We start from the raw sequence: 12,646 nt of genomic DNA, 5'->3' as shown, positions 1-12,646 counted from the left end.
CATCGTGCGCTACGGTGCATCGGCCATCCCGCCCCGATAGAGACTCGGCCGACTAGCCGCTAGGCGCCGGGACGGCCGTGCTTCCAGTAGCCCATGAAGGAAACCTGTTTGCGGGAGAGCCCCACCTCTTTGACCAGATAACGGCGCAGGCCCGTGATGACCCCGGCCTCGCCGGCCAGCCAGGCGTACTCGCGGAAACCCTCCGGGGCGGCGGTCTCCCAGAGCATGGAGTCGTCGCCGAGTTCGGGCAGTTCCTGAGGTGTACCGGTCAGCGCGCCCACCGGCTCACGCCCCGGTTCCCAGGCGGCGCGCCGGGCGGCGAAGATCTTTGACCGGCGGGTACCCCAATCCGCTACGGCTGAGTTCAGGGCGCTACCGTGCAGTGCCCCGTTCCGCGGAAGCCAGTAGATCCGCACGCTGGACCGTGAGGCCACATCCAGGACATCGTCACTGCTGGGCACCTCCAGGAAAGCCTCACCGCTGTAGCTTTCGGGCAGACTCTCCAGAATCGCGCAGATCGCCGGCACCGCCGTCTCGTCCCCGGCCAGCATCAGGTCACGGGCACTCCCCGGGGTGAAGTCGATGCCGCCGCCTGATTCCTCCGAGCGCCGGTCCGGACCTATGATCACCAGCTCATCGCCTGGCCCCGCTGCCAGCGCCCAGGCCGCTGCGGGACCGGCGTGGCCGTGTTCGTCATGGTGGATTACGAAGTCAATATCCACTTCCCGCGCATAGGTGCGGATGGCCCGGACGGTATAGGTGCGAATCGGGTTGCGTTCGGCGTGATCAAGTGCGCGCCAGGCGGTGTACCACTCCATAATGGAGGCCGGCGGGTCGGCGAAGAGCCCGAGCTCGGGCAGGCTGCCGTCTTCCCGCGGCAGAAACAGTTTGATGCGCTGGTCCCAGGCCATCGGAGAGGCCGCGGCTTCCAGCCCAGTGGAGGCGGTTCCGGCGGGACCGAAATGCTCCAGATCCTCGCCGGTGAGGGTGATGCGGAGGAACTGCGGTGAGAGCCGGACCACCCGCACCACCTGAGTCAGGTAGGCACGGGTGGCCGGACGAACAGCGGTCTGCTGCATCAGTCGAGGTTCTCCACGGCCTCTGCCAGCTGCGGGGTCAACTCCTCGAGCACCAACTCGATGCTCAGCGGAGACCCTGCGCTGAAAGCCATCGACAACTCTGAGTCACTTTCTAGGAACACCGCGCGGTCCTGCTGCACCACGTCCAGGGATGAGATCAGCGGGTCAGCCTGCAGCTCCTGCAGGGTGTAGCCGATGGGGTAGAGCACTGCGACATCCGCGTCGAAGGTCTCCACCTGCTCCTCAGCGATATCGGCGTAGAAGTCCTCGCCGTTATTCAGTTCAGCCGCGGGGCCGTACATCTCGAAGCCCAGCAGCTCCATAATGTCCCAACGCATATCCCCGGAGAGGTTCAGCCCATAGGCTTCACCGAATTTGGAGCCGGTGACCGCCTCTACCCCCTCAAACTCAGGATGTGCCTCACGGGCCTCTTCAATCTTGGCGTGGGTCTGTTCGATCAGTTCGGTGCCCTCGGCAGAGAGACCCAGGGAATCGGCGACCAGCTGGGTCTGCTTCTCCCACCCGGGGTTGTAGTTAGCAGCACCCTCGGGACCAGAAACAGTGGGCGCGATCTCGCTGAGCCGCTGGTACTCAGCCTCGTCATAGCCGGAGTTGACGTTGAGGATCAGATCCGGGGCCAACGACTGGATGTACTCATAGTCCAGATCGCCGTCGGTGCGCGGGATGACCTCAGGGTCCACCTCGTCAAAGAGGTCGGCGGCCCACGGTCCGACGCCGTGGCTCTCCTCCCCGAAGCTCTGCCAGTCATGCACGGCGACGGGTTCCACACCCAGGGCCAAGGCGATCTCGGCATCGGACCAGCCCAGGGCCACTACGCGCAGCTCGCCGCCCTGGGGCTCAAGCACCTCAGTGGGGCCATACATATGCTCCACCACTGCCAGCACGCCGTCCTCCGCGCCCTCGGCTGCGGGGCTCGCACCGTCCGCAGCGCTATCTGTGGCGTGGTCTCCATCACCCTCACCGCCACATGCGGTAAGTGCCAAGGCGGAGGCCGCCAGAATGGCGGACAATGACAGTAGCGGGTTCTTCATGGATTCTCCTCTTAGGACGCAGGGCTCAATAGAACTGGTGCGAGCAGTCACTTGGGTAGGTTCTCAGGGTGTTTGCTAGGCCGCAGGGGCCCGGGGTATCACCAGCGGGCGGCCGGTCTCCGGGTCGCCGATCACCAGGGAATCAATGCCGAAGACCTCGCGCACCAGCTCAGCGGTACCGATCTCCTCCGGGTGACCCTGGGCGATGATCTGGCCCTCGCGCATGGCCACTAGATGGGTGGCATAACGCAGCGCCTGGTTCAGGTCGTGCAGCACGGCCACCAGGGTGCGCCCCTCGCGCTGGAGTTGGGTGCACAGTTCCAGAACCTCGATCTGATGTGCGATATCCAGGTAGGTGGTGGGTTCGTCCAGCAGCATGATCGGTGTCTGCTGGGCCAGCGTCATGGCGATCCATGCGCGCTGGCGCTGCCCGCCGGAGAGTGCATCGACAGCCCGGGTGGCAAGTTCCGTGGTGCCGGTAACTTCCAATGCGTGGCGGACTGCAGCCTCGTCCTCGCGGCCCCAGCGGCGCAGCAGGCTCTGGTGCGGGTGACGGCCGCGGGAAACCAGATCAGCCACAGTGATGCCTTCAGGAGCCAGTGAGGTCTGCGGCAGCAGACCGATAGTACGGGCCAGCTGCTTGGTGGGTATAGAGCTGATGGCATCGCCGTCGAGCAGAACCTCTCCGGCGGCGGGACGGATGAGTCGGGCCAGGCTGCGCAGCAGAGTGGACTTGCCGCAGGCGTTGGGACCGATGATGACGGTGAAGGACTCCTCCGGGATCTGCAGGTTCAGCTCCTTGAGCACGGAGCGCTCGTCATAACCGCAGGCCAGGTCTGCCGCAGCCAGCCGGGGCTCAGCCTTCAGCCGCGGCAGTTCCGCCACTGCCTCCTCGCGGATTTCGGTGATCGTCATTCTCAGGCTCCTTTCCTGGAGGTCCGGCCCATGCTCATCAGCAGCCAGACAAGATAGGCCCCGCCGAGGATGAGCGTGATAACGCCTACCGGGAGGCTGACGGGGATCATAGGGGCGCGTGCGAGCGAGTCGCTGAGGGTCAGCAGCAGCGCACCCATGGCTGCTGAAGGGATGAGCTGTCCGGTATGGGATGAGCCGGCGGCTGCACCGGTCAGGCGCAGCGCCAGCTGGGGAGCCACCAGGGCGATGAAGGCGATCGGTCCTGCCGCAGCGGTCACCACTGCCACCAGCACAATCCCGCAGAAGAACTGGATCAGCCGGGTGCGTTCCAGGTGGATGCCCAAGCCTGATGCGGCGTCGTCGCCCATTTCCATCAGCTGCATATTCCGTGCGTTGGCCAGCATCACCGGAAGGGCCACTGCTCCAATGCCCAGCAGCGGCAGCACATGGGACCAGGTGATGTCATTGACTGAACCTGCACCCCAGGTGGCCACCGCCATAGCAGCCTCCAGCCGCAGCGTGGTGACCAGATAGGTGTTCAGCGAACTTAGGAAGATGCTCACGCCAATGCCCACCAGGATGATGCGCATCCCGGAGACCCCGCGCTTCCAGGCCAGCAGATACACGGCCGCACCGGTGACTATCCCGCCCAGGATCGCACCGATTGGTGTAGCCCAGAGACCGCTGAGGCCCAATACTGCTACGACTAATGCACCGGTATAGGCCCCGGTGGAGAAACCGATGATGTCCGGGCTGCCCAGCGGGTTGCGGGTCTGGGATTGGAAGACCGCGCCGGCCAGGGCAAGGGCGGCTCCGCCCAGCAGTGTGAAGACCACCCGCGGCGCCCGCCATTCCAGGATGACTCGGGATGTTCCTTCATCGGCAGTGCCCAGCAGTGCAGCCAGGGCCTCGGAGGCGCCCAGCATTGCGGAGCCGCTGATGAGGTTCCACCAGCCCACTGTCAGCGCCGCAATAAGCAGTAGGAAGGTCACGATCAGGCTGCGGCGCTGGATGCGCAGGCTGAAGGCACCACGGCGCAGGGTTCGCGAGCCCGGGCCGAAGAGCTGCGGCGTTGTGTCGATGCTCACAGGGCTCTCACCGCCCTTCGGCGGGTCAGCAGGATCAGCACGGGGGCGCCGAGGAAGGCGGTGACCACACCAGCAGGAAGTTCGGAGTCCACCACCAACCGGGCCAGGATGTCCGCGGCGAGCACCAGCGCCGGTGCGGCGAGCAGGCTCAGCGGAATCAGCCAGCGGTGATCCGGGCCCAGCAGCATCCGCAGCGCGTGCGGCACCATCAGTCCGATAAAGCTCAGCGGCCCAGCTGCCGCTGTGGCTGCACCACAGAGCAGTGTTACTGCTGCCAGTCCCGCCACCCGGGTCCGGCCGGGACGGGCACCCAGCGCGATAGCGGCGTCGTCACCCAGGGAAAGCGCATTCAGTGCCCGCGGCAGCAGTGCTGCGATCAGTGCGCCGAGAATCATGAAGGGCAGCACGGCGTTGAGCTCATCCCAGCTGCGCCCCTGCAGGGAGCCTGCGGACCAGAACCGCACTCGGTCGAAGACGGTGGGCATCGCCAGGGTGACCGCGTAGCTGAGCCCGCTCAGCACTGCCCCGATGGCCACGCCGGTGAGGATCAGCTTGGCCGATCTGCTGCCGGAATAACCGCTGGTGCCGATCACGTAGACCGCCACGGCAGTGATGAGCGCACCAGCAATGGCCAGCCAGACGTGGGCCAAACCGATGGTCACTCCCATGGCCGCAGAACCGAGGACCACTGCTGCATATGCTCCGGCGTTGACCCCGAGCAAGCCGGGATCCGCCAGCGGGTTGCGGGTCAGCGCCTGCATCAGCACACCAGCCAGCCCCAGGGCTGCGCCTACGACGATGGCCAGCACAGTGCGCGGGAGGCGCCGTTCCAGGATCAGGAGCTCCGTGGTGTTCCGGGCGCCTACGGGCAGATCACCTGCGGCCCATCGGCTCAGCGTGTCACTGACGGTGCCTGCCGAGATATCTCCAGAACCCACAAAAAGACTCATCCAGCTCAGTCCCAGCAGAAGCAGCAGACCTGATGCGACCACGAACAGCCGCCGCGCACCGGCTGATGCCAGGGGCAGCTGCGCAGCATCGGCGCGCGCGGGAAGGGTCTGAGCGGTCACGGTTCCTCGGGTACTATCGACGAATCCACCCGGCCTGGATTACGCAACATGAGCTTGCCGGAATTTTAGTGAATGTAATTAAGGTACTCCTGCGTTACCGAATGCGCAAACGCTCAGATCTCAGTGCCCGTCCGGCCTGGGACGGCGCGAATCCTGTGCCGCCTATATGAGAACCTTCTCCACCGCCCGGCGGGGGCTCGGCGGCGCGGCCACGGTGGGGTATCCGATGCGGAATGTCATAATCGCCCGCCCTTGCCCGGGAAACAGTCCGGCCAGTTCCCGCGAGAAATCCTCGCCGATCCCGGTGGATTCCTCCCGATCTGCCCGCTCGAGGACCTGACACAGGGGCTGCATGGCCAGCCCGTCGCCGATAGCCCTCAGGTGCAGCCGTTGATAGGCGCGGCCTGCGGATACTCGGTCGGCCAAATCGTTCCCGTCTGCCACCACCAGCGCCCCGAACGCAGCGGCGGTGCTGACCTGGGTGTCACGGGTACCGCGCAGCCAGCCGTCGTGATTCTGCTGTTGAGTGGTGGGCAGGATCTTGGCAGCGCCGCGGATCAGTGCCGGCTGCCCGGAGGCATCGATGGTGACGCCGTCGCGCAGGGTCTGGATCTCCTGCCAGTCCGCGCGATACCACCGGTAGTCATCGGCAGCCTGGTCCGGATCTGCAATAATCGCCTCGGTGGCCCTGACGGTAGCGTCACTGAAGGCGTGCCTGGCCTCGGGGTCGCTCAACCACACCAGTGAGACGCCGTGATCCTCGGCGGCCCTGCGGTAGCGGTCCAGGGTCTCTCGGGGTACGGCGCGGTCAGTGCGGTATGCGGCACGGTCAGTATGCCGCAGAGGAATCGCGTCATAGAGCGCAGAGGCTTCCCGGGAGGCTTCGCGCAGCTCAATATGCGCGATATGTCCACGGTCATTTGGGTCCGGTGCGAGCTCCGCGGCGGCATGCAGACCTAGGGCTGGTGCCGCGATCAGCAGGTTCTCCAGGGCGCAGCCCAGCGAGAGCTGTTGCTCCCGGAGCAGCGGGTCAATGGTCCCGATCGTCCGGGTTGGATCGGCGAAGAGGTCGATGTAGCTCTCCGCCACTCGGAAGATCCACGGCTGAGTGTTGTGTGCATTGGCCGCGAGGATGGCCGCGCGCACCAAATCTGCCCGCCCGGTGGGAACTGGAAGGTTCCACGGCTCGTAGGCGGGCCCGGATCCCTCGGCGAATACACCATTGTCAACTGCGCGCCACGTGATGGCACCAGATCCCGCCAGGGCGAGTAAACCCGCACCCCCGCCGGCCAGTTTCAGCAGACTCCTGCGAGAGAGGCGCCGGGCGCTCTCTGCACCATCCTGCCCCTGGGTTTCATGCTTCATCGCGATCTCGGTCCTTCCAGAGCTGACGGGCCGCCGGTGTCAGGTGAGGCTCAAGGACGGCGTAGACAACCTCGAGCTGGCGCGAGACCTTGTCCGGGCGGTCGGCCTCGCCGGTGATCTCCAGGAAGGTGAACCAGTTCTCGGTGACCAACCAGACTGCTGCCGTGAGATCCGGCAAGGGGGACTGCGGTTGCAGCAGCCCCAGTTGGACCAGCTGCTCCGCGGCCGCAGACCACTGGGCCATCCGGTGCTGGTAGGCCTGACGGTAGGCGGTTGCCAACTCGGCGTCTGCGCGCAACAGTGCCACCAGCTCGCGCCCGAAGAACCGGTATCGCCACGCCAGTTCGCTGCCGTGCAGCATTCCCTGACGGAGGTGATCGAGCCCCGGCACCTGGTCCCCCGCGCCACCCTGCTCCCAGTGCTGGGCGTATTGAGCGATCATCTCGGCGAGCAGGTCCCGGATGATGTCCCGCTTGCCGGCGTAGTGGTAGTAGAGGTTCCCGGGACTCATGCCGAGCTCAGCGGCAATCCGGTTGGTGCTGACGGCCGCGGTGCCGTACTCGTTGAACAGGTTTCTTGCGGTATTCAGGATGTGGGTTCTTGTGGCCTCAGATCGAGTGCTTCTTCGGTTCCCCGAGCGCGCGGCGTGTAAGGCGGGCAGTGAGGATTCAGAGTGTTCAGGAGCGGGGTTCTGGGAGCCCAGGCTTGCCGAGTTAGAGTTCACGCTCCAATTAGAGCTTATGCTCTACTCAGGTGCAACTCGCAGCGGAAATGTGGCAGCCCACGCCTTCAATTCAGCAGCAGGATGGCCCTACAGTGCGCGGTGGGTGAAGCGTCCAGCCAGCAGAGTGGCGGCCACGGGCATGCTCCGCAGCTGATCCCCTGTGGATAAGTAAGGATTCCGCTCCAGCACCGCCAGGTCAGCTGGTCCGCCCACGCTGACTTCAGTGCGTCCGCCGGAGCTGGCGGCAAGTGCCGCGCCCACGGCGATGCGCTGCTCGGGATGCCAGGGGTCGCGGCCGTCCCGGCTGCGACTGACCGCTGCTGCAACCGCCAGCCAGGGATCCAAAGGCGCTACCGGGGCATCAGAGCCGAAGCGCAGGGCCACCCCCGCTTCCTCAAGACTGCGCAGCGGAAAGCTCCGGTCGGTGCGCCCGGGCCAGTACACCTCCGCCACGTCGCGGTCATCCATGGCATGTTCCGGCTGCACGCTGGCGGTGACGCCGAGGCGGGCGAAGCGTTCAACATCCTCCCAGCGAAGCAGCTGTGCGTGTTCGATGCTGCCACGCATGCTGAGTTCTTCGAAGATGTCCAGTATCTCCGTGTTGGCACGGTCACCGATGGCGTGGATGGCCGCGTCGATGCCGGCATCTCTGGCGGTGCGCATCAGTTCTCGCACCTGCTGGGGCGGCACCGTTGGCCCTCCGCAGGCATCAGGGAGCGAAGAGTCCAATCCCGAATAAGGCTCCCAGCACCAGGCGGTTCTGGTGTTCAGCGAACCGTCCGAGATCACCTTTAGGGGCCCCACCCGCACCAGTCCGGAATCGTCTAGCTGCTGTCCGGTCCGCAGACCCGCATCCACAGTCTGGGCCAGGTAGTCGGGCCACACTGCGGCTTCCACCCGGAGTTGGTTCACACCCTGGGCCACTCGGTAGGGCCATAGTGCCGTGTTATCGGCGTTCTCGAAGTCCACCACCCCCACGGTTCCGCGAGCTGCGGCAGCCTGGGCAGCATCCTGGTAATCCTGCAGTGTCAGATCGGCAGGGTCACCGAAACGGTCCATCACAGCAAAGGACTCTGCTTCGCGCAGGATTCCGGTCTCATCAGTCCGCACTCCCACCAGCTGCTGGGCCGCAGAGTTCAGCCACATACAGTGCAGGTCACCGGCAATCAGCGCCACCGGGTGATCACCAGTGGCTGCGTCGAGCTCGCTGAGTCGGGCCGGCCGGGGCCAGAGGCCATCACGGAATCCGAAACCCACCACCGTCTTCCCCGCCGGAGTCCGCTGCACTGCCTGACGCGCCAAGCCCAGCACCTCTGCGGCACTGCCGGTATGGGTCAGGTCAATGCGCTGCCGGCGGATCACCCACTGGGTGAAGTGCACATGATGGTCCCACAGCCCAGGAATCAGCCAGCGCCCCGCTAGGTCCACCACCTCGGCGGCACTGTTCGGCTGCTGGCCGGGGTCAGAGATCGCGACGACGACGCCGCCGGAGACCAGTACATCCACCGCGGCCTCGGTCCCCGCAGCTGCACCGGGGGACGCGATCACAGCATCTTTGAGCAGCAGATCGGACACTCACGCACTCTTTCTCGCGCAACGGCTTAGGCGATTATTCATGCACAGCGTACTGGCTAGAAGGACCCCGTGCTCATTGTCCGGCGGCTGGGCTGAGGCTCAGGCTTTGAGCTGAGCCGCGAGTTCGTGGAAGCGCGGACTCGGGTTGCCGAAGCGGTGCAGGGTCATCGAGATGGACTGCTCCTTCACCCAGTAGCGCAGCTCCACCCGGCCTGAGGCGGTCACTGGGTCATCCAGCAGGGCCACAGCCGGGCGCGGCGCGGTGGCCTCCCAGACCTGGGAGGTGAGGCTGCCGATCACCCGGACCCGGATCCCGCCAGCAGGCGCGTCATGACGTCCGGCCGCCAGGGCTGAGGCGAAGGCGTCGTCGTCCTCCTTGACCGGCTTGCCCAGAAGGTCACCCAGCAGCCCGAGAGCCTTCTTGGTCACCCTGCTGAGCCCGGGAGCGGCGGAGAGTGCAGCCGGGGAGCCGGCGGCCAGGGCGGCAGCCCCGGCGCGCAGCACATGCTCCGGGCGCGCATCGGCGCTGACCCGCAGCAGCACCTGCTCAGGCAGATAACGGAAGATATTGGCCTCGGAGCGCAGACCGGTGGGGTCCTTGGCTACTCCGAACTCCTTATCCCACCAGGCGGCGTCGTCGGCCACGGCCAGCTGGAGCCACTCCAGCTGCTCATCGCCGAGCAGACCCTTGGACTCCACCGCCTCCAGCAGCCGGGCCACCTGCTCATTGGCGGTGCGCGGCAGGGCGGCTCGAGCCGGGTTCGGCTGATCCTGCCAGGTGCCGAAGAGCATCACATAGTTGGGTCCGCCGGCCTTGGAGCCCAACCCCACTGAAGAGGCCTTCCAGCCGCCGAAGGGCTGGCGCTGCACGATCGCGCCGGTGATGCCCCGGTTGACGTAGGCGTTGCCCACCTGCACCTGCTCCAACCACTGGCTGACCTCCTCGGCCTCCAGGGAGTGGATGCCACCGGTGAGGCCGAACTCGGTCTGGTTCTGGTATTCGATGGCAGCCTCCAGGTCCTTGGCCTGCATCAGCCCCAGCACGGGGCCGAAGACTTCGGTGAGGTGGAAGAAGCTGCCGGGCTTGACCCCGGTCTTGATGCCCGGGCTCCAGAGCCGGCCGGTGTCGTCGAGCTGCTTGGGCTCCAGCAGCCACTCCTCGCCGGGCTCAAGGGTGGTCAGGGCGCGCCGCAGCTTCTCGGAGGGCTGCTCAGTCAGCGGCCCCACCGTGGCGGAGAGGTTCTGCGGCCAGTCCACCACCAACGACGACGCCGCATCCACCAGTTGGCGCCGGAACCGTTCGGAGCTGTACACACTGCCCACCAGAATGCCCAATGAGGCCGCTGAGCACTTCTGCCCGGCGTGCCCGAAGGCGGAGCTGACCAGGTCGGAGACGGCCAGGTCGCGGTCTGCCGCTGGGGTGATGATCATCGCGTCCTTGCCGGAGGTCTCGGCGTTGATGGTCAGCTCCGGCTTCCAGGAGCGGAACATCGCTGCGGTCTCGGAGGCACCGGTGAGGATGATGCGGTCCACCCCGGGGTGGGAGATGAGCCTGCGGCCGGTCTCCCGCTCATCCGGGTAGATGCCGTGCAGCACCTCGCGGGGCACCCCGGCATCCCAAAGGCACTCCAGCAGCGCCATGGAGCAGTGCGGGGTGGGATTGGAGGGCTTGTGGATCACCGCGGCCCCGGCGGCCAGAGCTGCTGCGGTGCCTCCGGTGGGGATGGCCAGCGGGAAGTTCCACGGCGGGGTGATCATCACCAGCCGGTCAGGGCTGAACTCGGCGTGTTCGACATCCTCCAGGGCGAGCGCGGAGTGCGCGTAGTAGCGCAGGAAGTCGATGGCCTCGGATATCTCCGGATCGGACTGGGCCACGGCCTTGCCCACCTCAGCGGCTGCCACAGAGGCCAGATGCCCGCGTCGGGCGGCCATGATGTCAGCGGCGCGGTAGAGGATGGCGGCACGCTCGGCTCCCGGACGCCCGGCCCATTCCGCAGCGGCGGCTCGCATCGACTCCACCAGGGGGTCTACCTCGGCGGCCGCCAGCTGCTCGGGCAGTGCCTGTTCAGCCAGCCATTCGGGGGTGGCCCGGGCGATCACCTGCTCAGTCCAGCGCTGGTTGGCCTCCAGGGCCGGGTTGGTATCGGGCTCATTGCGGAATTCGGGGATCCCCGCACTGTAGTCGCCCGGCTCCTGAGCCTCGCCGGCGAGCCGGTCCTGGGAGTGGCTGGGGGCAGGTGCTGCAGCGGCGTCGTCGTTGTCTGTCCCGCTGCTGTACTCCTCCACCAGCTGTTCCAGTTCAGCCACCGAAGCGCGGAACCGGGCCTCCTCCCGGGTGAAGACCTCAGAACCGGGGGTCAGGTCGAAGATCCCGGACATGAAGTTCTCGGCCGCGGCGTTCTCCTCCAGCCGGCGCACCAGGTAGGAGACTGCCACATCAAACTCCTCGGGCCGGACTGCAGGCACGTAGAGCAGCAGCTGGCCCACATCCTCGCGGATGGTCTGCTGCTGTTCGGCGGCCATGCCCTGCAGCATCTCGAACTCCAGGCGGTCAGTGACTCCGCGGGAGACCCCCAGCAGGTGCGCAAAAGCGATGTCGAAGAGGTTCTGCCCCGCCACGCCAAGGCGGACTCCGCGCATCCGCTGTTCTCTCAGCAGCCAGTGCAGCACCAGTTTGTAGTTGGCATCGGTGGCCTGTTTGGAGGCGCAGGTGACCACCGGCCAGTCGTGGATATCGGCGTGCACCCGTTCCATGGCCAAGTTGGCGCCCTTGACCAGGCGGATCTTAATGCCCGCGCCCCCGGCATCCACCCGGGCGTTGGCGAACTCGGTGAGTTCCTGGACTGAGGCCAGGGCATCCGGAAGATAGGCCTGGATGACGATCCCGGCCTCATAGTTCTTGGTCTCAGGCAGCGAGAGCAGCCGTTTGAACACGGCGATGGTCAGCCGCAGATCCCGGTACTCCTCCATGTCCAGATTGATGAACTTGGTCCCAGCCGGGGCTTTGGCCGCCTCCTGGTAGAGCGGGATGAGCCGTTGGACCACATAGTCCACCGTGTCCTCGAAGCCCCACATGGAGATCTGGCTGGCGATTGAGGAGACCTTGATGGAGACGTAGTCCACATCCTCCCGGCGCAGCAGCCGGTAGGTATCGGCCAGGTGCTTATCGGCCTCCTGTTCGCCGAGCACCGCCTCACCGAGCAGGTTGATGTTCAGCCGATTGCCCTGCTTTTTGATCTCCTTGACCGCTTTGCCGAACTGCTTGTCCCGGGCATCGACCACCATATGGCCCACCATGGAGCGCATCCGCCTCCGGGCGGCGGGTACGACGACGCCGGGGGCCAGCCTGCCCACTGCGGAGCCGGTGCGGATCTGGGCGAGCTCAAGGGCCTCCAGCGTGTCCGGCGCCAGTTCCCCGATTTCACTGAGCGCTTTGGCGGCGGCCTTGGTGTCCTCAGTGCGGATCACCCGGTCCACGAAGCCCACGGTGAAGTCCAATCCGGTGGGATGGGAGAGCACTGCGGAGAGGGTCTTGGCGGATTTGTGCGGTTTGATCCCGGCGGCCTCGGTCTTCTTCAACCACTGGGCCACCTTCTCCACGGCGGCATCGGAGAGCCTGCTCAGATCTTCAGGGGCGGTCTGCGGGGCTGCGGGGCTGCTCATCGGAAGGGTCCTCTCCTAGTCCGGCTGGCCGGGGGGTGGCCTGTTCCCAGGGTACGGAGAGGCCGCCGAGCTTTCGGGAAAACCGAATGGCATCTTCTGGAAGCATCGGATTATC

General features: G+C 66.0%; 9 protein-coding genes. All 9 read right to left on the bottom strand.

Features of this window, described 5'->3' with window-relative positions:
- Nucleotides 1-59: 59 nt before the first annotated feature.
- Nucleotides 60-1,079 carry a siderophore-interacting protein gene (locus GNZ21_RS11415; RefSeq protein WP_157324444.1) on the bottom strand — a complete coding sequence of 340 codons (1,020 nt, stop codon included), beginning with the start codon at nt 1,077-1,079 and terminating at the stop codon, nt 60-62.
- Nucleotides 1,079-2,131, bottom strand: coding sequence for an iron-siderophore ABC transporter substrate-binding protein (locus GNZ21_RS11410; RefSeq protein ID WP_157324442.1), 1,053 nt, complete (start codon nt 2,129-2,131; stop codon nt 1,079-1,081). The genes GNZ21_RS11415 and GNZ21_RS11410 overlap by 1 nt, the downstream gene beginning before the upstream one ends.
- Nucleotides 2,132-2,206: 75 nt before the next feature.
- The gene (locus GNZ21_RS11405; RefSeq protein ID WP_157324440.1) at nt 2,207-3,046 is read right to left on the bottom strand and encodes an ABC transporter ATP-binding protein; all 840 of its coding nucleotides are present in this window, start codon (nt 3,044-3,046) and stop codon (nt 2,207-2,209) included.
- A 2-nt stretch (nt 3,047-3,048) separates the two neighbouring features.
- Nucleotides 3,049-4,134 carry a FecCD family ABC transporter permease gene (locus GNZ21_RS11400; RefSeq protein ID WP_188503688.1) on the bottom strand — a complete coding sequence of 362 codons (1,086 nt, stop codon included), beginning with the start codon at nt 4,132-4,134 and terminating at the stop codon, nt 3,049-3,051.
- On the bottom strand, nt 4,131-5,204 hold the full coding sequence (locus GNZ21_RS11395) for a FecCD family ABC transporter permease (protein ID WP_188503689.1): 1,074 nt from the start codon (nt 5,202-5,204) through the stop codon (nt 4,131-4,133). The genes GNZ21_RS11400 and GNZ21_RS11395 overlap by 4 nt, the downstream gene beginning before the upstream one ends.
- A 162-nt stretch (nt 5,205-5,366) precedes the next feature.
- Nucleotides 5,367-6,569, bottom strand: coding sequence for an Acg family FMN-binding oxidoreductase (locus GNZ21_RS11390; protein WP_157324437.1), 1,203 nt, complete (start codon nt 6,567-6,569; stop codon nt 5,367-5,369).
- Nucleotides 6,559-7,293 (bottom strand): TetR/AcrR family transcriptional regulator, encoded by a 735-nt coding sequence (locus GNZ21_RS11385; RefSeq protein ID WP_157324435.1) that lies wholly within the window; start codon nt 7,291-7,293, stop codon nt 6,559-6,561. Before GNZ21_RS11385 ends, GNZ21_RS11390 begins: the two co-directional genes overlap by 11 nt.
- Nucleotides 7,294-7,380: 87 nt before the next feature.
- Entirely contained in the window at nt 7,381-8,868 is a 1,488-nt protein-coding gene (locus GNZ21_RS11380; protein ID WP_229659507.1) for an amidohydrolase, read from the bottom strand.
- Between the two features lie 99 nt (nt 8,869-8,967).
- On the bottom strand, nt 8,968-12,531 hold the full coding sequence (locus GNZ21_RS11375; RefSeq protein WP_157324433.1) for a bifunctional proline dehydrogenase/L-glutamate gamma-semialdehyde dehydrogenase: 3,564 nt from the start codon (nt 12,529-12,531) through the stop codon (nt 8,968-8,970).
- Nucleotides 12,532-12,646 lie beyond the last annotated feature (115 nt).

This window comes from Nesterenkonia alkaliphila, assembly GCF_009758175.1.
Classification (GTDB): Bacteria; Actinomycetota; Actinomycetes; order Actinomycetales; family Micrococcaceae; genus Nesterenkonia; species Nesterenkonia alkaliphila.
The sequence above is the reverse complement of the archived record's forward strand: the minus strand, read 5'-3'. Positions and strand labels throughout refer to the sequence as shown.

Bases quoted from the DNA above. Each gene is read 5' to 3' on its own strand.
- GNZ21_RS11415 (WP_157324444.1), bottom strand. From the start codon at position 1,079: ATGCAGCAGACCGCTGTTCGTCCGGCCACCCGTGCCTACCTGACTCAG.
- GNZ21_RS11410 (WP_157324442.1), bottom strand. From the start codon at position 2,131: ATGAAGAACCCGCTACTGTCATTGTCCGCCATTCTGGCGGCCTCCGCC.
- GNZ21_RS11390 (WP_157324437.1), bottom strand. From the start codon at position 6,569: ATGAAGCATGAAACCCAGGGGCAGGATGGTGCAGAGAGCGCCCGGCGC.
- GNZ21_RS11375 (WP_157324433.1), bottom strand. From the start codon at position 12,531: ATGAGCAGCCCCGCAGCCCCGCAGACCGCCCCTGAAGATCTGAGCAGG.
- GNZ21_RS11405 (WP_157324440.1), bottom strand. From the start codon at position 3,046: ATGACGATCACCGAAATCCGCGAGGAGGCAGTGGCGGAACTGCCGCGG.